13 protein-coding genes and 1 tRNA gene are annotated in these 20,020 nt (G+C 40.8%); 10 read left to right on the top strand and 4 right to left on the bottom strand.

Annotation, left to right across the window (positions count from 1 at the left end; all coding sequences use genetic code 11):
- On the top strand, nucleotides 1-3,228 hold the full coding sequence (locus DMZ48_RS14820; RefSeq protein ID WP_143955937.1) for a cytochrome c biogenesis protein CcsA: 3,228 nt from the start codon (nucleotides 1-3) through the stop codon (nucleotides 3,226-3,228).
- A gap of 178 nt (nucleotides 3,229-3,406) precedes the next feature.
- Here DMZ48_RS14820 and DMZ48_RS14815 read toward each other — a convergent pair whose 3' ends face one another.
- Nucleotides 3,407-4,906: an aminotransferase class V-fold PLP-dependent enzyme gene (locus DMZ48_RS14815; protein ID WP_242009225.1), complete on the bottom strand. Its 1,500-nt coding sequence runs from the start codon at nucleotides 4,904-4,906 to the stop codon at nucleotides 3,407-3,409.
- Nucleotides 4,887-6,962, bottom strand: a complete 2,076-nt coding sequence (locus DMZ48_RS14810; RefSeq protein ID WP_143955935.1) for a protein-disulfide reductase DsbD family protein — start codon at nucleotides 6,960-6,962, stop codon at nucleotides 4,887-4,889. The genes DMZ48_RS14815 and DMZ48_RS14810 overlap by 20 nt, the downstream gene beginning before the upstream one ends.
- 413 nt (nucleotides 6,963-7,375) lie before the next feature.
- Between DMZ48_RS14810 and DMZ48_RS14805 the strand changes: the two genes are divergently transcribed.
- The 5 genes from DMZ48_RS14805 to DMZ48_RS14785 all read left to right on the top strand — a co-directional run bounded on the left by DMZ48_RS14805 (nucleotide 7,376) and on the right by DMZ48_RS14785 (nucleotide 11,624).
- Complete coding sequence (locus tag DMZ48_RS14805; protein ID WP_143955934.1) at nucleotides 7,376-8,782, top strand: MATE family efflux transporter; 1,407 nt, start codon at nucleotides 7,376-7,378, stop codon at nucleotides 8,780-8,782.
- Between the two features lie 82 nt (nucleotides 8,783-8,864).
- The gene (locus DMZ48_RS14800) at nucleotides 8,865-9,446 is read left to right on the top strand and encodes a glutathione peroxidase (RefSeq protein WP_242009224.1); all 582 of its coding nucleotides are present in this window, start codon (nucleotides 8,865-8,867) and stop codon (nucleotides 9,444-9,446) included.
- A 5-nt stretch (nucleotides 9,447-9,451) separates the two neighbouring features.
- The gene (locus DMZ48_RS14795; protein WP_143955933.1) at nucleotides 9,452-10,618 is read left to right on the top strand and encodes a trans-sulfuration enzyme family protein; all 1,167 of its coding nucleotides are present in this window, start codon (nucleotides 9,452-9,454) and stop codon (nucleotides 10,616-10,618) included.
- Between the two features lie 103 nt (nucleotides 10,619-10,721).
- Nucleotides 10,722-11,438: a bacillithiol biosynthesis deacetylase BshB1 gene (gene bshB1, locus DMZ48_RS14790; RefSeq protein ID WP_143955932.1), complete on the top strand. Its 717-nt coding sequence runs from the start codon at nucleotides 10,722-10,724 to the stop codon at nucleotides 11,436-11,438.
- Nucleotides 11,439-11,548: 110 nt separating this feature from the next.
- Nucleotides 11,549-11,624: transfer RNA gene (locus DMZ48_RS14785), tRNA-His, on the top strand.
- 253 nt (nucleotides 11,625-11,877) lie between these two features.
- Here the strand turns inward: DMZ48_RS14785 and DMZ48_RS14780 are convergent.
- Nucleotides 11,878-13,446 (bottom strand): M28 family peptidase, encoded by a 1,569-nt coding sequence (locus DMZ48_RS14780; protein ID WP_143955931.1) that lies wholly within the window; start codon nucleotides 13,444-13,446, stop codon nucleotides 11,878-11,880.
- Nucleotides 13,447-13,831: 385 nt separating this feature from the next.
- On the opposite strand from DMZ48_RS14780, the gene DMZ48_RS14775 reads away from it, so the two are divergent.
- The 3 genes from DMZ48_RS14775 to DMZ48_RS14765 all read left to right on the top strand — a co-directional run bounded on the left by DMZ48_RS14775 (nucleotide 13,832) and on the right by DMZ48_RS14765 (nucleotide 17,103).
- Complete coding sequence (locus DMZ48_RS14775; protein ID WP_143955930.1) at nucleotides 13,832-15,214, top strand: TlpA family protein disulfide reductase; 1,383 nt, start codon at nucleotides 13,832-13,834, stop codon at nucleotides 15,212-15,214.
- Between the two features lie 557 nt (nucleotides 15,215-15,771).
- The gene (locus DMZ48_RS14770) at nucleotides 15,772-16,410 is read left to right on the top strand and encodes a hypothetical protein (RefSeq protein ID WP_143955929.1); all 639 of its coding nucleotides are present in this window, start codon (nucleotides 15,772-15,774) and stop codon (nucleotides 16,408-16,410) included.
- A 63-nt stretch (nucleotides 16,411-16,473) separates the two neighbouring features.
- Entirely contained in the window at nucleotides 16,474-17,103 is a 630-nt protein-coding gene (locus tag DMZ48_RS14765) for a hypothetical protein (protein WP_143955928.1), read from the top strand.
- A gap of 252 nt (nucleotides 17,104-17,355) precedes the next feature.
- On the opposite strand, the gene DMZ48_RS14760 is transcribed toward DMZ48_RS14765, so the two are convergent.
- The gene (locus DMZ48_RS14760; protein ID WP_242009223.1) at nucleotides 17,356-19,257 is read right to left on the bottom strand and encodes a beta-N-acetylhexosaminidase; all 1,902 of its coding nucleotides are present in this window, start codon (nucleotides 19,255-19,257) and stop codon (nucleotides 17,356-17,358) included.
- Between the two features lie 129 nt (nucleotides 19,258-19,386).
- Here DMZ48_RS14760 and DMZ48_RS14755 point away from each other — a divergent pair, with 129 nt between their 5' ends.
- Nucleotides 19,387-19,824 carry an SRPBCC family protein gene (locus DMZ48_RS14755; protein WP_143955927.1) on the top strand — a complete coding sequence of 146 codons (438 nt, stop codon included), beginning with the start codon at nucleotides 19,387-19,389 and terminating at the stop codon, nucleotides 19,822-19,824.
- Nucleotides 19,825-20,020 lie beyond the last annotated feature (196 nt).

Raw genomic sequence — 20,020 nt, 5'->3', positions numbered from 1 at the left:
ATGATTGAGTCGATAAAGAAAATACTTTTCTCTACACGTTTAATGGCCATTCTCTTTGTTGTTTTTGCTACAGCGATGGCTTTCGGGACATTTATTGAAAGTTGGTACAGTACAGAAACTTCCAAAATATGGATCTATAATACCTGGTGGTTTGAAGCGATCATGGTGTTCTTCGTAATTAATTTTCTTGGAAATATCAAGCGTTACCGATTGTTCAGAAAGGAGCAGTGGCCGGTGTTCCTGCTACATATCTCCTTTATTCTGATCATTATGGGCGCTTTTGTTACCCGTTATATAAGTTTTGAAGGAATGATGCCGATCCGTGAAGGAGAAACTTCCGATTATATTCTTTCTCAGAAAAAGTATCTGACTTTGTTCGTAGACGGAGATGTAGATGGGGAAACCCGAAGAAGAGGATTTCAGGACGAGATCATGGTAACTCCGGAAGCGTTGAGTACAACACTTCCATGGAAATATGATTTCAATGGGCAGCAGTTTACCGTTTCCTATGCGGGTTTTATTCAGGGTGCAGAAGAAGGACTCATCGAAGATGAAAATGGGGACACCTATTTGAAGATTGTTGAAGCAGGGGGAGGGAATCGGCATGATCATTTTCTGAAAAGTGGTGAGGTTTCCAGTATTCATAATGTTTTGTTTGCTTTGAACATCCCTACCGATGGAGCTGTAAATCTTACGGTGAATGATTCTGTGAGTACGATCAGCTCGCCTTTTGAAGGTGATTTTATGAGAATGGCAGATCAGTTTCGCGGTACGCTTGTCAAGGATAGTGTTCAGCCATTGATGTTCCGTTCGCTTTATAATGCAGCCGGAATGCAGTTCGTATTTCCAGATCCATTAGTCAAAGGTCGTTATGGTGTCGTTGAAGCAGCCGAAAAGATGGAAAATATGCAGGATGCCTTAATCCTTGACCTAACAACCAATGGTGAGACCAGGCAGGTGAAGATCATGGGAGGACAAGGATATATCAACGATCCGGTTGAAGTGAAGCTGGGCGGGCTCGATTTTTATTTCACCTATGGGTCAATCAGGCATCAATTGCCGTTTTCGATAAAGCTTAATGATTTTATTGCAGAGAAGTATCCCGGTACTGAACGCGGATATTCTTCTTTTATGAGTAAGGTTACTGTAAATGATGAAAGATCTTTTGATTATGATATCTATATGAACCATGTGCTGGATCATGAAGGCTATCGCTTTTTCCAGGCCGGTTTCGATCCTGATGAACTTGGAACCAGACTTTCGGTGAATCATGATTTCTATGGAACCTGGATTACTTATATTGGCTATTTTCTGTTATATACCGGTTTGATGGGAATCATGTTCTTTGGTAAGACCCGTTTTAAGGAGTTGGAAATCATGTTGAAGAAAGTGAAAGCAAAAAAGGCAGGCCTTACAACCTTACTGATATTGTTTTCTGTTATGAGCCTGCAGGCGCAACAGGAAACCGGAGTAGATCATGATCATTCACATGATGATGAACAAACAGTGGTTACTATGCAGGATTCGGTTCCTGATAATCATGAACATGCAGTAGTTCCTCCAACAGTATCTCAAATTGATTCCCTGCTAAAAGCGAATCTGGTGCCGAAAGCGCATGCTGATAAGTTTGGAAAACTCGTAATACAAGATGACAGAGGTAGGATGAAGCCTGTAAACACCTTCGCTTCAGAGCTTTTGAGAAAAATGAGTAAGAGCGGTGAGTTCGAAGGTATGGATGCGAACCAGGTATTGTTATCGATGTTACAAAATCCGGCTCTTTGGTATAATGTTGACCTGATCTATATTACCAGAAAGAATGATAGCATCCGGAAGATCCTGAATGTACCTCATGGTCAGGAGTTGGTTAAAGCGCTTGATTTCTTTGATGGCACTCAATATTTGTTATCGCCTTATCTGGAGTCTGCCTATGCGACCAATACACCGAATCAGTTTCAAAAGGGATTCAGGGAATTCGATCTGAAACTCGGACTATTAAATCAAGCACTGGGTGGAGAAATACTCAGGATTTATCCATTACCCGGAGATGCCAATAATAAATGGATCTCAGCTCCGGAGTTTAGAAAAGGTGAGTTCCAGGTGAAGGATTCACTGTATGCAAACTTTATCAATAATTCATTGTCTTTCTATCTGATGTCGTTGAGAGAGGCTAAAGTGAGCGGGGATTATTCAAGGGCGGATAAGATCCTTGAAGCTTTTCGCCAGAATCAGCATAATTACGGGGCAGAGGTTATGCCTTCTGATCGTAAGATCGATATCGAAGTATTTTATAACAATATAAACCTCTTTGAAAAATTACTGATCTGGTATATGGTGTTTGGCGTAGTCATGTTTGTATTTATCATTATGCAGATCTTTAGAGATGCAAAATGGTTGCATTATGCGCTGAATGCTTCAAAGATTGCGATCGCTTTGTTATTTATTGCTCAGACTATCGGACTAGGGATGCGCTGGTATATCAGCGGACATGCGCCCTGGAGTGATGCCTATGAAAGTGTGTTGTATGTAGCCTGGAGTACCATGGGACTCGGACTCATCTTTGGAAGAAAGAGTGATCTAACGGTAGCTTCAACCGCCTTTGTGGCTGCCATTATTCTGTTTGGTGCCCATATGAACTGGCTGGATCCGGCGATCGCCAATTTGCAGCCTGTACTCGACAGTTACTGGCTTATGATTCACGTGGCGGTTATCGTAGGTAGTTATGGTCCGTTTACCCTGGGAATGATTCTGGGAGTGGTATCTATGCTGCTCATCATATTTACAACACGGGAGAATAAGGAAAAAATGGCACTGAATATTCAGGAGATAACCATCATCAATGAACTTGCACTGACTGTTGGACTAGTTATGCTGACCATAGGGAACTTCCTTGGCGGGCAATGGGCTAATGAAAGTTGGGGACGATACTGGGGTTGGGATCCTAAGGAGACCTGGGCGTTGATCAGTATAATGGTTTATGCTTTCGTGATACATATGCGACTTGTTCCAGGACTACGCGGTAGATGGGCGTTCAATTTCGCGAGTGTTGTTGCTTATGCAAGTATTATGATGACCTATTTCGGGGTGAACTTCTATCTGGTTGGTTTGCACTCGTATGCCAGTGGTGACAAGGTGATTACTCCGAGTTTTGTATATGTTTCCGTATTCGTGGTATTTGTACTCGGAGCGGTTAGTTACTGGCGATATTCAAAACATTATAAGAAGAAATAAGATTTATGATCAGAGGTTGTAAAAAGTTTTTTTAAGAAGATTTTCTGAACTTAGACATCCCGGTCTGTAAGACATTATACTATATACTATTAAATATAAAAGCCGGTAACAGTGCTGTTACCGGCTTTTAATTGTTATGAGTAATTAAAATTAGAATTCTTAAAAAGGAATAGGATTCTTAATTGCTGAACCAGTTTTGAATGAATTCCTCTTCAAGTCCTTTGACTTTATTATTACGATATTCGTTGTGAGAGGCATCGTAATCATAATCTGCACTCCATGCTTCATGATTGGCCGCAACCGCTTCAATCGCATCGCAAATACGTTCTATTTCCTCGTTGGTCATGGTAGGGTGAATTGACATCCGTACCCAACCCGGTTTGTCTACCAGGCATCCTTCAAGGATCTTTTTTTCAATAGCTTTGGAAGTAGTTTGATCTACGTTTAGTAAAAAGTGTCCGTAAGTACCTGCACAGGAACATCCACCGCGGGTTTGTACACCAAAACGGTCATTGAGAAGCTTTACCACCAGGTTGAAATGGGCCTTATCGATATAGAAAGAGAAGATTCCCAGACGATCGGTGTGATCATCAGCCATGATATGCAGGTTGTTGATCTTTCTTAGTCTTTTGAAGATACGTTTGTTGAGGAAATGCTCTCTTTTCAGAATGTTTTCCACACCCATCTCTTCTTTGAGTTCGATAGCAAAAGCGATACGTATCGCCTGAAGAAAACCTGGGGTTCCTCCATCTTCCCGTGATTCGATATCGTCGAAATAATCATGGTCACCCCATGGATTGGTGTAGGATACCGTTCCTCCACCGGGGTTATCCGGTACCATGTTCTTATAAAGTTTCTTATTGAAGATCAATACTCCTGAAGATCCTGGTCCGCCCAGAAACTTATGAGGAGAAAAGAAAATGGCATCGAGGTAATCTTCCTCTCTTTTGGGGTGCATATCGATCTCCACATAAGGAGCAGAACATGCGAAATCCACAAAACAAAGTCCGTTATAATTATGGATCATTCTCGCGATGCGATGGTAATCGGTCTTTATTCCGGTAACATTGGAACATGCAGTTACCGAGGCGATTTTGATCGGATGGTCCTGATGTTCTTCCAGAAGCTTTTCAAAGCTGTCGAAGCATATCAAACCTTCTGCATTACTTGGGATCACGATCACTTTCGCGATGGTTTCCAGCCAGGAGGTCTGATTGGAATGGTGTTCCATGTGTGAAATGAATACCAATGGGCGTTTTTCTTCGGGTACTACGGTATGATCTTTCAGGTTCTCATTGAGACGAATTCCCAAAATACGCTGAAATTTATTTACAGCACCGGTCATCCCGGTACCTTCTGTGATCAGTACATCATCAGGACCTGCATTCACATGTTTTTTAATGATCGTACGGGCTTTGTGATAGGCCATGGTCATCGCAGATCCGGTAAAAGTGGTCTCCGTATGGGTGTTTGCTACGAAAGGAGCGATCTGGTTTACGAACTTATCTTCGATATCCCGATACATTCTTCCACTGGCAGTCCAGTCTGCATAGATCAAAGGTTGTTCACCGTAGGGTGAAGGGTATTTTTTATCGATTCCTAATATGCGCTCGCGAAATGGAAGGAAATATCCTTCCAGATCATCTTGGCCGTTGGTCTTATTTTTTAAAGTTTCCAACACCTTCTTGTAACCAGTTGTAATATTCTTCAACATCGGGATTATAAGCTGACGGTTCTACTAAATTTTCTTCATTGTGATTGATGATCACATAATAAGGCTGTGCATTTGCCTGATAACGTATCTGCTGGAATTCACTCCATTTTTGACCGATATTACGATACTTCTCTCCGGTAAGTTTAGAGATGTTCTCCGGAGCATCCGGAAGATCGCGTTTGTCATCCACATAAAGTGAGATCAATACCACATCATTATTCAGTATATCGAGAACTTCGGGTTCAGACCATACATTGTCTTCCATTTTACGGCAGTTTACACATGCGTGTCCTGTAAAATCGATCAGTACCGGTTTACCGACTTTCTTCGCATAGGCGAGTCCTTCCTCATAGTCATGAAAAGAAATAATGTCATGAGGTCCGAGATGAGCACCTTCCGGGAATTCCTTGATTTCACTGCTGGCAAGATTACTGGTCTTTGTATATCCAACGCCATAAGGAGATTCACTATAGTTTAACGGTGGAGGGAATCCACTGATCATTTTTAAAGGAGCGCCCCATAGACCCGGGATTAGATATATGGTAAAGGTAAGCACTAATAGTCCTAATAATAACCGTCCAACCGAAATATGTGTTACCGGTGAATCATGAGGTAACTGTATCTTTCCGAACAGGTAGAAGGCCAGGGCACCGAAGATGGCGATCCATATAGCCAGGAATATTTCACGTTCGAAAATGTGTAACTGAAGTACCAGATCTGCATTAGAAAGGAATTTAAAGGCAAGAGCCAGTTCCAGAAATCCAAGAACTACCTTAACGGTATTTAACCATCCACCAGATTTAGGTAATGAATTCATCCAACCCGGGAACGCTGCAAACAGTGTAAACGGCAATGCAAGAGCAAGTGAGAATCCGAACATACCGATCACGGGAGCATACCCTCCTTTTGAAGCCGCTTCAACCAGTAGAGTACCAACGATAGGACCAGTGCAAGAGAAAGAAACGATCGCCAGGGCAAGTGCCATAAAGATGATCCCTACAACTCCTCCTTTATTGGATTTTTGATCTACTTTGTTCGCCCATGAATTGGGTAGTGTGATCTCAAAAGCACCCATAAAGGAAATAGCAAAGATCACCAATAATAGAAAGAATATAATGTTAAAGGTAACATTGGTAGAAAGTCTGTTCAATGAATCCGGACCAAAGATCCAGACTACAAAGGTTCCCAATAAGACATAAATCGTTATTATTGAGAGTCCGTATAATATTGCATTTCTAATCCCTGCTGCTTTGGTTTTACTTTGCTTAGTAAAGAAAGATACGGTTAGCGGGATCATAGGAAAAACACAGGGTGTTAAAAGTGCTGCAAATCCTGAAAGAAAGGCCAGAATAAATATCGTCCAGATACTTCGGTCAGACTTAGGAGTGTCCTCATGTTTGACAATTGCTGACGGCTTTGAATCCAGTGATTTTTCGGTCTCAGTTGCCTTGATGACTTCCGGAGTCTCTTCAGGAATAACCTCCTCTGTGACAGCTTTTTCAGCTTCTTCTACTACAACTTCTTCTTTCACCGGAGCTTCCGATGCTTTCGTAGTGGATGCAGCGGCAGGAGCAGTATAATTAACCTTGAAATTAAGATCTACATATTTTGGAGGAAGACATTGAGTATCGTTACATACCATGAATTCAACTTCACCATTAATAACTTTTACATCCTTGAGAACCTTTACTTTTTGACGAAATTCAGCTTTATCCGAGAAAAATTTAATCATCATTTCAAAGGTCGGATCCATAACGGTATGACCTTCTTCCTCAGCTACCTTTCCTAGTAGTTCATAGCTATCGTTCTCTTTAAAACTGAATAAGGTTGGATTCGGTCCTCCCTTGGGTACATCCTGTGAATATAAATGCCATCCCATATCGATAGTGGCTGTGGCGATGAGTTCATACTCGGTGTCGGATAGTTTTTTGACATCGGTCTTCCATGTGACCGGATCCAGTATCTGGGCAGATACCAGTGAAGTGGCTAAAAGTAAGGCACTTAGTAAAAATTTTCTCATAGTCAGGTATTTCAAGATTTGTGCAAAACTAAGCGGGTTGTTTGATTAAGCACAAACTGTTGTTAATTTTTTAGAAAACTTTAAGAATTATTTAAATATTCTGAAAATTCGATAGTATTTATCTGTTGTTTTTATCAAATTCTCGGAAAAATCCACGTAACTACCCTATTTATATGATAGGTTAAACAGGTATAAAATCACTCTTGGTCTTCTATCCTTATAGACGCAGGAAATTCTAAAATCCCTTACTTTTAAGTCTTAAAGTTTACTTAAAAAATGCAAATTTAACATTCTAATGGGGTTTGGCTACTTTAATGTAGGATATATACGTCATTAAAATTATTCTAATTCGAAAACAGGGTTGTATACGAATGTTTTATAGTTTCGTGTTAATCAACCATTACCATTAAATTATGACGTCAGGACGTTCGATCTGGAAACGTTTACCGGGATTATTCAAGGAGGCAGTTAGGGGAAATGATATCGATTTTACGAATATCAGTATTAAAAGGGCGATTTTTTTGTTGTCGGTACCAATGATACTTGAAATGTGTATGGAATCTATTTTCGCCTTGGTAGATATCATTTATGTTTCCAGAGTAAGTACGAATGCGGTTGCAACGATCGGACTCACCGAATCTGTGATCACGCTGGTTTATGCACTGGCCATTGGGTTGAGTATGGCTGCAACTGCGGTGGTGGCGAGAAGAGTTGGGGAAAAGGATTTTGAAGGCGCTAATATCACGACCGTCCAGGTAATTATACTCGGGGTGATGATTTCAGTGGTAATCGGAGTGCTTGGATTTTTATATCCCAGAGAGATACTGGAATTAATGGGAGGGGAGCCGGAGTTGATTGAGGAAGGATTCGGATATACACAAATACTTATCGGTTTCAATATAACCATTGTGATGCTATTTCTTATCAACGCCGTATTTAGAGGGGCAGGAGATGCCTCTTTAGCCATGTATACTTTGATACTTTCCAACGGTTTGAATATTGTGCTGGACCCGATCTTTATTTTCGGATTTGGACCCATTCCCGAAATGGGGGTTAAAGGGGCTGCCGTGGCTACTACCATCGGCAGGGGTACAGCGGTCTTATTTCAATGCTATCTATTGTTTCGCGGCAGCAAGCGAATACATTTGACACTGGCTCGTATACGCCTGAATACAGTGATCATGTTTAAACTGGTGAAGGTTTCTCTGGGGGGAATCGGACAGTTTCTGATCGGAACTTCCAGCTGGGTCTTTTTAATGCGGATCATGAGTGAATTTGGAAGCGAGGCTCTTGCCGGTTATACCATCGCGATAAGGGTACTTGTATTTACGTTGATGCCCGCCTGGGGAATGAGTAACGCTGCTGCTACCTTGGTAGGTCAGAATCTAGGTGCTGGAAAACCGGATAGGGCGGAAAGATCGGTTTGGGTGACCGGGAAATATACCGCTTTTTTTATGTGTGGGGTATCGGTATTCTATCTGGTATTCTCCGACGAGCTTATGAGGTTCTTCAGTGATGGGCAGGAAGTGATTCGATATGGTAGTCTGAGTTTAAAGATCATTGCAGCCGGGTATATTTTTTATGCTTATGGTATGGTGCTTACCAATGCCTTTAATGGTGCCGGGGATACACGAACACCAACTGTTATCAATCTAATCGCATTCTGGTTCTTTCAATTGCCATTTGCTTATCTCGTGGCCATTGTCTTGTCGAAAGGTCCCGTCGGTGTTTTTATAGCCATTACACTTGCAGAATCCCTGATTGCCTTGTTAGCGTTGGTTTGGTTCCGGAAAGGAGCCTGGAAAAGTGTACAGGTATAAGCATTTTTATAACAAATATTTAAAAATAGCCCGGTCGATATTCACCCGGGAATTAGTAATTTTAGTTCAAAATTGAAAAGTAATGTATAAATCAATGTGTATGATCGTGCTTGCCATGGTCTTCTCTGGCTTTGGTTCTGAAGAAGATTCAGAATCGATCGAATTTAATAGTGCGATACAGTTAAAGCGTTTGTATGATTTCGAGGTGACTGATCTGGAAGGAAAACCTTTTAATATGGAAAGCCTGAAAGGCAAAAAAGTGATGGTCGTGAACACCGCCAGCAAATGCGGTCTTACCCCGCAATATGAAAAGCTTCAGGAACTCTATGAGACCTATTCTGGAAGAGGGTTTGTGATCGTTGGTTTTCCGGCAAATAATTTCGGAAATCAGGAGCCTGGAACCAATGAGGAGATCGCGGAATTCTGTGAACAGAATTATGGAGTTTCTTTTCCGATGATGGCTAAGATATCTGTGAAAGGGGATGATATGCATCCTGTATATCACTTTCTGACTGAAAAATCTCAGAATGGTCTGCAGGATTCAGAAGTTACCTGGAACTTTCAGAAATACCTGATCAATGAATCCGGACAATTGGAAAAGGTGATCAGCCCAAAGACCGACCCTATGGATGATGAAATTGTAAACTGGATAATCAGCAAATAATGGACATGAAAAAAAGGCCCGGACTTAATACAGTCTGTACGCATGCAGGAGAATTAAAGGATGAACAATTCAAAGGAGCGGTTTCCCCATTGTATATGGCTACCTCTTATGCTTTTGAGGATGTTGAAGTTAAAAGATATCCACGCTATTTCAATACACCTAATCAGGAGGCTCTGGCCATTAAACTGGCTGCATTGGAACATACTGAGAATGCGTTGATCTTTGGAAGTGGTATGGCAGCTGTAAGTACAGCACTTTTAGCATTTCTTGGTAAAGGAGACCATGTGGTTTTACAACAAACCCTGTATGGAGGTACGCACAACTTAATTATGGAAGAATTCGATAAGTTCGGGATAGCCTATTCATTCACCTCAGGTTGGGATGAGAATGCCTTTGCAAAGGAGATAAGAGAAAATACCAAGGTGATCTATGTGGAAACGCCATCTAATCCGTTACTGACCATTACAGATCTGAAAATGATCGCCGGACTTGCCAAAAAGCATGGGTTGATCTCTATGATTGATAATACCTTTGCCAGTCCGGTAAATCAAAACCCTTCCGATCTTGGAATCGATATTATCATCCATTCTGCGACTAAATATCTGGGTGGGCACAGTGACATACTTGCCGGAGCTGTTTGTGCCAGTAATGAACATATAAAACAGGTGTTTTCGCTGGCTAAGAATTTAGGTGGAAATTTAAGTGATTATACGGTTTGGTTACTCGAGCGCAGTATAAAGACGCTGGGGGTAAGGGTTAAGGCTCACAATCGTAATGCGCGCCGTATTGCAAAATATCTGAAGAAGCACGAAGCGGTTGAAACGGTTTATTATCCAGGATTGAAAGATCATCCGGGTTATGAGATCGCCAGAGCACAGATGAATGGCTTTGGAGGAATGATGTCGTTCGAATTGAAGGAGGGACTGGATACTTCAGCTTTCCTGAAAGCATTGAAACTTATTAAACCTTCGATGAGTCTGGCAGGGGTGGAGTCGACAATTCTTTATCCTTCCAAAACCTCACATGCACTTTTGACTCCTGAAGAACGAAAATCCCAGGGTATCAGTGATCGTTTGTTACGCTTTTCAGTTGGGATTGAAGACCGTAAGGATATAATTGCTGATATTGAACAGGCAGTACTCGCCGCAGGTAAAATGACCGTAACTGCCTAAAACGTTACGTTTAGAAGGGTAATATACCACTGGATGTATTTCAGGGCATTAGGGACGAATGTAAAACATTGCTTACTTTTGTCGTGAAAACAGCATACTATTTATGAAACTAGATATTCTTGCATTCGGAAGTCATCCGGATGATGTGGAACTTGGGTGTGGAGCAACACTTGCTAAAGAAATTAAATCAGGAAGAAAGGCCGGGATCATCGATCTTACCCGTGGAGAACTCGGAACCCGCGGTTCCGCAGAACTCAGAGATCTTGAAGCCGCTAAAGCTGCGGAGATCTTAGGGGTGTCGGTGCGGGAGAATCTGCGTTTTGCCGATGGATTTTTTGTTAATGACAAGGCGCATCAACTGGAAGTCATCAAAATGATTCGTAAATATCGTCCGGAGATCGTTTTTTGTAACTCGATCGATGATCGTCATATCGATCACGGGAAAGGTAGTAAATTGGTAAGCGATGCCTGCTTTTTAAGTGGACTCGTAAAGGTTGTGACCTTACTGGATGGGGAAGTGCAACTTCCATGGAGACCTAAAGTGGTGTATCATTATATCCAATGGAAAAACCTGGAGCCTGATTTCGTGGTTGATGTTACCGGATATATGGATGTGAAAATGGAGTCGATCAAGGCCTATGCTTCCCAATTCTATGATCCAAATAGCGAGGAACCTCAAACACCGATAACTTCGAGAAACTTTTTTGACAGTCTGGATTACAGGGCACGTGATCTGGGCCGGTTAACCGGAACGGATCATGCTGAGGGCTTTACTGTAGAGCGACTCTTAGCAGTTAATTCGGTTTGGGATCTGAAATAGAGATCACTATAAAAATCCCGATAATTTTTTGATTTTTTTTTTGGCGGGAAATAATAAAATAGATTACATTTGCACCTGCTTTGCAACAACAGCAAGCAGTTCTTTAAAACGGTGGTTGTAGCTCAGCTGGTTAGAGCGCTGGATTGTGGTTCCAGAGGTCGCCGGTTCGAACCCGGTCTTCCACCCGTTTAAGCCTTCAGATTTATCTGGAGGCTTTTTTTGTTTATTGAATTTTACAGCTGTAACTATGTTACAATGTTACAAGGTGACTTTGTGACTTTGTGACTCTGTGACTACATTGTTACTCTGTAACCTCGTAACTCTGTAACTTCATAACATAAAAAAAACAGCAAACAATTATCAGTCACCCGATCACTGTTTGCTGTTTTCCGTAAAACATTCTATGTAAACGGTTATCTGTTTACATGTTTACTACTTTTTATTCGGTAGCCTCTGCTTTGTCAACTATGATTCTTTCCGGGCGATTGGCTACTTCCCAGGCAGTTTGGAAAACCAGTCTTGCTCTGTTGGTCAGTAAGTCATAATTGATCTTGTCAGGAGTATCCGAAATCTTGTGATAATCGGCATGTGTTCCATTAAAATAGAAGATTACCGGGATATTATTCTTTGCAAAATTGTAATGGTCACTTCTGTAATAAAAACGGTTTGGATCGTTTTTATCATTGTATTTGTAATCCAGTTGAATATTAGCATATTTCTTATTTACTTCCTCTGAAAGGTTGTGTAGTTCAGTACTGAGCTTATCAGAGCCGATCAGGTAGATATAATTTCTGTCTCCGGTTCTGTCTGGATCGATACGACCGATCATATCGATATTCAGGTCAGCTACCGTATTAGCCAATGGAAATATCGGGTGATCTGTATAATACTCGGAACCGAACAATCCTTTTTCTTCTCCGGTTACATGGAGGAAAATAATAGAACGGTCAGGACCATAACCTGCATCTGCAGCTTTTTTAAATGCTTCGGCGATTTCCAATACAGCTACTGTACCACTACCATCATCATCTGCACCATTGAATACATTTCCATTGGCGTCCACTCCAACATGATCGAGGTGGGCAGAAACCACAACATATTCATCGGGTTTGGTTTTTCCTTTGATGAGGGCTACCACATTATTTGCAGTAACTTCTTTAGCATGATTATCGATATCGATCTGTGCTTTCGTTGCAAGCACTGAACCTGATTCAGCAGTTGCAAACTCAGGATAGATACTTGCAGCGGTTTCCGAATTGATGAACATAACCGCGATCGGGTTATCGTCACTTTTCAAACGCATTTGACCGCTGTGACCTGAAGATTTATAATAATCAAATCGTTGTTTAGTCCGTCCAAAATATTGGTCATCACTGTATAATACACCTGCAGCGCCTTTTTCTTTTGCGATCTGTACACGTTTCGATAAAGTTTCTCTCCAGTTAGACCAGTCTGAAGGCTCCTTGCTTCCACTGAGCAGGTAGGTACCGTCTGCACTAATGGGTTCCCCTAACTTGATGAGTACGATCTTGCCGTTCACATCGAGTTCATTATAATCGGAATAATCAGGAGAATCGATTCCATAACCTGCATAAGCAATTTCTAGATCATTTCCTTTCAGACTTGAGTATGTGATTATTTCGCTGCCGATCGTATAGGTTTTGCCGTCAATTGTGATCGAACCGGTAGGGATTTCCGTTTGTTCAATAGGCACATTTTGAAAATAGTTATCCCCTCCTTTAGCAGCAGGTATGCCCATTTCCTCATAATTCTTCTTTAGATAGGCTGTTGCGGTCTTTTCACTTTCCGTTCCCGTCTCTCTTCCTTTGAATTCATCAGAGGCGTAGGTGTAAAGATGCTCTTTTAATTCTTCTTCAGTAATGGTGTTTGCGAAGCTTATACGCTGTTCTTCGGTTGCTTCAGTGAGTTTCTCCGGATCAGCAGATTTGTTCTGAGCACTATTGCAGCCCATGGCAAAAATTAATCCGCAATAAAAGATTTGCTTCATAGTTATGGTTAGGATTATTATTTCAAGCTCATAAATATATAAAAATTCAGGTCCCGAGCCTGTAGTCCTGAAAATTTAAAGTAATGCCTTATAAAATTTTAAGAAAATATTGGGATTCATAGCCGGTTCAAAATTGATCGTTTCTATCACTGATTAAACGTAAGTGACTGGAAATAAGCTATTAAGTTTTTGTTGTGTAAAATTACCTCTATTACCTTCGGAAATTCTTTATTTTAGCTGTGATTTGCGGGATGCTGATAATTAAGATCAGGCCATTTGAATTGTGTTTTTGGAAGTTAACGGATAATTTTAAAAACCGGATTCATTATAATGATTATAAGCCCCTGACACTTAAATGAATTTTAATAATTAAAACTACCCAAAAATGAAAAAAAACTGGATTTTCCTTGCTGCACTATCGGTGGTAGCTTGTAAGCAGGAAACACCTGTGGATTATGCAGTGCTCTCAGGTAAGATCACCAATGAGAAAGCAAAAGAGCTCACTATGTTTAACAATGATCGAAGTGTAAACCTGAAAGTCGCTCTTAAAGAGGATGGAAGCTTTATGGATACACTAAAGCTCGCTCCTGGAGTTTACACGATCCATGATGGAAAAAATGTTGATAATCTCTACATCGAGCCAGGTTCAAATCTGAACATGACCTATGATGCTACCGATCATGACAAGACCTTTGCTCTTTCTGGTGATAATATCGCTAACAGTAATTATCTCTTTGAAAAGACGAAGAAGTATAAAGAGATCATCGGAAGTCAGGGTGTAGAACTTTATAAATTGGATGAAGCTGCTTATATAGCAGCATTAAAGGAGGCTAAGGAGGCACAAAAAACGCTATTAAGCGCAACGGCAGGAGTATCAGAAGACTTCAAAGCTAAGGAGGAACGCAATCTGGAATATGCATATCTGGAAATGCTGAATCGCTATCCGATGTATCATAAACATTATGCCGAAATGCCCGATTATGAAGCCTCAGATGTCTTAAAGAGCGAGCTTGATGGTATTGATTACAATAAAACTGAAGATTTTACTTTTTCTTCTGCCTATAAGAATCTGGTAAGTGCTCATTATAATGAATTAGCGGATGAAGCAATGAAAAAGGATTCAACAGCTAATTATTATATGGTTTATCTTAAAGAGGTTGCCGGAATCCAGAGCGAACCGATCAGAAATACGTTGCTTTGGGATGCTGCCCGCTATAATATGGCATATTCAGAAGATGAACTTGAAAATTATTATGATCTTTTTCAGAAGTCTTCAACCAATGCCGAGCACAAAGAGAAGATCACTGCCGATTATAATAAACTTATGTCCTTGGCTTCAGGAAATCCATCACCGGAGTTCAAGTCTTACGAAAATCATGCCGGGGGAACCACTTCACTGGAAGACCTGAAAGGAAAATATCTTTATATCGATGTTTGGGCAACCTGGTGCGGACCCTGTAGGCGAGAGATTCCATCTTTAAAACAACTGGAAACAGATTATCACGGGAAGAACATCGAGTTCGTCAGTATTTCGATCGATGAGGAAAAAGACTATGAGACCTGGAAGAAGATGGTAGTAGACGAAGAATTGAAAGGTGTTCAGTTACTTGCTGATAACAATTGGAAATCTCAATTCGTGGAAGATTATATGATCAAGGGTATTCCAAGATTTATCATTGTCGATCCGGAAGGAAAGATCGTTGATTATGATGCACCACGTCCTTCCGATACAGAAGTACGGGAAGTATTCGATCAATTGAGTATTTGATAGCAACGCTATAAAAAGTATGAATGAACCCGGTCAATAGAATGACCGGGTTTTTTTGTGATACTGCAAAAAGACTGATGATAAATGTTCCTGCTATGATTAATTTTGGCGTATCTGAATAGTGATGGAATTTTTACAAGGTATTCGAATCACATTTTTTTTCCATTTTTTTACTTTTTTATTGAGGGTTTTTCAATTTTCAAACGTCTTAATAGTAATTGACACCGATACGGATGTGTTCATAGGGGGTAAGAATTCTTTATTTTCATACGAATCTGACCTGACTGTACTAATCCGGAAATTCAGGTGAATAATGATCCTATTGATCATGGAATGGATCTTTATAAATCTTTATCGGTTTGATTGATTTTTGATTTTTGATTTTGAAGAACCTGCTCTTTGGCCTGAAGAGCGGGTTTTTTTATCGCCGATGTACTGATATAAGTAAAAAGGGGGTATTTACCTGAAAAACAGTGAAATATACCCTGTAACAACTGTGGTATTATCGTTATCTTTATAGTATAAGACTCCCCCGCGTTTAATTAAATACTATCGATATGAAATACACCTTTAGTAATTTAAAAAGGTTTTGCGGTGTCTTGATCTTTTTAACCTTCTCTTCAGTCTTTGCAATGCAGGAACATCCACAGGTACATGTAGCAGGCTTTTCAGGAGACTGGACCATGGAACCAATCGTGATACTCAGAAATGGTCATGGGGTTTCTTTATCCGATCATCATGAATTGATGAAAGTCATCGCATCCCAGGGGCCGGTCATCTGTCTCGATCAATCTGATCAGGACTTGCTTTCAAATTCATTGGAGGGTAATCGGTTCTTATTATCCAATAAAACAGAATTGCTGATGGCTGAGATCGGCTATGATACTCCTTTTATCATTGTCGATGATGATCCGGTTGCCTATAGAATTACAGGATATGATCCTGATCATCCTGATCAACCTAAACGACTTATCCTACTGAATAAGGATTCTATTGCATCCTCTGAGGATATTGCGGATCAAAGAAATAAGGAGATGGATAAGATCGCCTGGATGGTTGCGATCTATAATGCTACTGTCTCAGAAGGAGTAAAAGCTGAAACCCGATCAGACTTGCCTGAGAACTGGGATACTACACTTAAATCAGCGATTAGTTACCACGATGTGATCGCCGCAATTCATCTTGTCCGGAACTGACCTGAATTGTCTTTATGGTTCCTCAAACCTTTATCGAATACTACTAAGGTTAAATACAGAAAGATGGAACTAACAATGAAAAGTATCAGAACCCTAATTACTTCAATACCCCTATTTTTAATATCGCTTAACGCATCATATGCTCAGCAGGGACACTTACAAAAGTTAATGGTAAGCGGATTGGAATCAAGACAATATGGCCAGGCGGTGGTGCTTCTGGAGGTGTATAATGCAATATCTGTACAAGATATGGATCGGCTTATCGCTGAGATCTCAACTATATCACCGGTCATTGTATGTGATCATAGTATGCAATCGCTTCAAAAGAATATGGGTAGAGAACAAGGAGCTTTGTCGCCACATCTTCTGGAAATTATTCTGGAAAACAGAGTGGATCCTCCTTATATTGTAATCGATCAGTTGCGTAATGGTACACTTGTAAGTCTGTGGGGTGCGATTTATGACGGACCTTCACAGGATGCATGGTTCTTGGAAAACTCAGGAAATTGTATGAATGACAGTTTTTCCGATGCTGATATGCTATTGACGGTCTCAGAGTTTCAAAAAGAGGTCAACGCAGGTGGAGATGGAATTACGACGGGTCTGACTGAGGTAAGACCTGTAAAGCATTCTTCCATGCATGATCATGATGAATTATTGACGGTAATAAGAAGAATGTCGCAATTCTATTGAAAGGATGCAGGCATAGTGCTTATGATCGGGGCTATGTTTCATTTTTGGACTTGTGAATGAATTTGACTCGATAAAATCCCTGTTCGCTCTTTACTTGAGCACTATTGTTAAAATATAATATAAGTAATTGCAAATCAGATAATTAATAACTTATAATTAAAGGTTAAGATCAAGATATTTTTCCTGTTAAATCATGAAGATCATCTGCAGGAATAAAATTTTGTTTAACGTTTAATTTTGGTGTAAAACCTTCTATTTGTAAGCATCTAAAACCTCCTGAAGCTTGCTGACTGAATCTTCCAGTCCGCCTTTTCTATTTCTGATCACATACAATTCCTTATACTTTTCGATCAAGGGTTCCAATTCATCATGAAGTTGCTGTTTAATATCCTGAGGTATATTCTTTGTAGCCATTTCGGGAGCGTTCATTCTTGCTTCTCCGAGATGGATGGCATGGAGAGAAAGGGCAGCGGCGAGTTTTATCTCGGCCATTACCTGAGCAGAATCTTTTGAACGCATCGCACCGCTTTCAAGAATTCCAAGGGCATCATTGATTTCCTTCTCAGCAGCGTTCAGACCATTTTTATTTATTTGTTTTGTCTGATAGTTTCCATTGATGGTCCATTTATAACGGTGCAGCATCAGGTGAAAAAGATTGGCATTACCTGCCGGTATTCCGGTTAAAGTATAAGCATTTCCTAGTTTAAGAATGGCCCTGGCAGTATTTTGTGTTTCATCTTCAAAAACATACCGGTTCAATTGAAATTCCAGGTTTTTAACAGGATCACTGTTTGCGTTCCATGAATAGGCCGCACCAGCCATCAAGGGTGCATAAGTGATCGAGAAAGGTTGCCAGTAACCATAATCTCCCCAATTGGTATTTAAATACCCCTTAGCCTTATTCGCAAGTCCTTCCTGAGCAGCACGTTTTAAATTGGTGAATGCATTTTCATTTTGTCCGATCAGTGAACGCCAGCTGGAAGTGCCGGGACAAACATAGAAAGGGATACCGGCCTCCTTGAATTTCGGGAGGTTTTTTTCGAAGGGATAATCGGCGCTATAACCCCAAACCAATGCGGTCATGTTTTCCGGGATCCTGGCGATAAGTTCCGGATGGTTTAAAATAATGTCTCCCCAGAATTGAGCCTTTTTACCATTTCTGTTCGCAGCTTCATTAAGTTTGATGACATAATCCAGGTAAACATTGCCTTTTCCTTGTTCATCACATATTTCTTTAGATCTTCCAAGACCGAGCTCTACGGTTTCGTCACAACCGATATTGAAGTATTCGCTGCTGAAATTTGGTAAAAGTTCGGCATAGAGTTCTTCCATTAATTTAAGGGAATTCGGATTGGTTGGATCGAGGCTGGTTCTTTTTCGCATTCCCCAGATCGTATTACAATCGTCAGGGCATTCCGCAAGGGGAAGATATTCATCATGCTTCAACCAGTTTTCCATATGTCCGAAACTATTTTGGTTCGGTACGAGATCGATAAAACGCTTTTTACAATATGCGTCCAGTTCGCGGATCTGTGCCGGGGTCATAGGGGAAGCATCTTCCCAAACGGTGCGGTGATTCCTGAAGGCAAAGGTGTGTTCGGTGTATAGCTGTAATTCATTGATCTTTAGCATTGCCAGCAGATCGACCAGTTTATAAAGGGATGTCATGGTTGGAACCTTATCCCGGCTTATATCCAGCATAAAACCTCTTCTTTCAAAATCGGGATGATCCTGTATTTTCATCGATGGAACGGCGGTCTCTGTGTCTTTATAGTAAGATAATACCTGTCGTAAAGTTTGTACTCCATAATACAAGCCCGCATCATCTCCGGAAATAAGAAAGATCGAATTATGTTTGATATCAAGGACGTATTCCTGAGCTTTTAGTGCTGAATTACTTGTATCCAGATGAACCGATAAGCTGTCCTTATTTCCGTTAGGAACCAAAAATCTGGCTTCTAGTGGAGAAGCATAAGCTTCCATTAAGGGTAATATAAATGCATATAATGCATCCCTGGAGGGGGCTTCCAAAGCAATATCTGAAGCCGTTTCCAAATTTTTGGGGTTGGGTATCAGATAAGATTCTAAAGATTGTGCAAAGGTGGTGGAGGTGCTGATAAGAAACAGGCAAAATAGTATTAGAAAGCGGTTCATTCGATATTCTTTAATTCCGGTCAAGATACAATATTACTTCGAAAATCGTTGGTTCCGGATTATTTTCTATTGTTAAATTAGTAGTACCGGAAAGATTATGATGTAACTTTAAATTTAAACGATAAGAAAGTGGAACGCAGAGAATATTCGATTACGATTCAAGCCTCAAAAGATAAGGTTTGGGAAGTTTTATGGGGTGAGGGAACCTATCCCAAATGGACCTCCGCATTTGCAGAGGGTTCAGATGTCACCACCGATTGGCAAAAAGGTAGCAGGGTGATCTTTCATGATGCCAAGGGTGATGGTATGGTCTCCGAGATCGAAGATATAATCCCGGGATCTTTGATGGTTTTCAGGCATCTCGGGATGATCATGGATGGGGTGGAAGACCTGGACAGCGAAAATGTGAAGAAATGGGCAGGCGCGATTGAGCGATATGATCTCACGGAGAATAACGGAAATACACTGGTGGAAGTGAGCATGGATATCGATGAGGCAAACCTTGAATATTTTGATAAGACATGGCCGAGAGCGCTGGGTTCGGTAAAGCATATGGCTGAAGATTAATTTTAAAAAATTTTTGTCTGCTGGCGCAATGGAAGTGACGATCCTGCCTACCGGCGAGGCAGGATCCTATGCGGCGCAGTCGTCGCGTGTCGTCGCTATTTAGGGCTTATACCCCGACTCCAGTGATCCTTAATCCACAATTCATAATTCATAATTCATAATCCATATTCCATAATTCATAAAAAATTTAAGAAAG

The sequence above is a fragment of the Robertkochia solimangrovi genome (assembly GCF_007279655.1).
Lineage (GTDB): Bacteria > Bacteroidota > Bacteroidia > Flavobacteriales > Flavobacteriaceae > Robertkochia > Robertkochia solimangrovi.
Note: the sequence above shows the minus strand (reverse complement) of the source record. Positions and strands in the feature narration are given on the sequence as shown.

Excerpts from the sequence above, each read along its gene's own strand:
- DMZ48_RS14765 (WP_143955928.1), top strand. The coding sequence starts at position 16,474 with ATGGAACTAACAATGAAAAGTATCAGAACCCTAATTACTTCAATACCC.
- DMZ48_RS14770 (WP_143955929.1), top strand. The coding sequence starts at position 15,772 with ATGAAATACACCTTTAGTAATTTAAAAAGGTTTTGCGGTGTCTTGATC.
- DMZ48_RS14810 (WP_143955935.1), bottom strand. The coding sequence starts at position 6,962 with ATGAGAAAATTTTTACTAAGTGCCTTACTTTTAGCCACTTCACTGGTA.
- DMZ48_RS14760 (WP_242009223.1), bottom strand. The coding sequence starts at position 19,257 with ATGAACCGCTTTCTAATACTATTTTGCCTGTTTCTTATCAGCACCTCC.
- DMZ48_RS14775 (WP_143955930.1), top strand. The coding sequence starts at position 13,832 with ATGAAAAAAAACTGGATTTTCCTTGCTGCACTATCGGTGGTAGCTTGT.
- bshB1 (WP_143955932.1), top strand. The coding sequence starts at position 10,722 with ATGAAACTAGATATTCTTGCATTCGGAAGTCATCCGGATGATGTGGAA.
- DMZ48_RS14805 (WP_143955934.1), top strand. The coding sequence starts at position 7,376 with ATGACGTCAGGACGTTCGATCTGGAAACGTTTACCGGGATTATTCAAG.
- DMZ48_RS14820 (WP_143955937.1), top strand. The coding sequence starts at position 1 with ATGATTGAGTCGATAAAGAAAATACTTTTCTCTACACGTTTAATGGCC.
- DMZ48_RS14780 (WP_143955931.1), bottom strand. The coding sequence starts at position 13,446 with ATGAAGCAAATCTTTTATTGCGGATTAATTTTTGCCATGGGCTGCAAT.
- DMZ48_RS14800 (WP_242009224.1), top strand. The coding sequence starts at position 8,865 with ATGTATAAATCAATGTGTATGATCGTGCTTGCCATGGTCTTCTCTGGC.
- DMZ48_RS14795 (WP_143955933.1), top strand. The coding sequence starts at position 9,452 with ATGAAAAAAAGGCCCGGACTTAATACAGTCTGTACGCATGCAGGAGAA.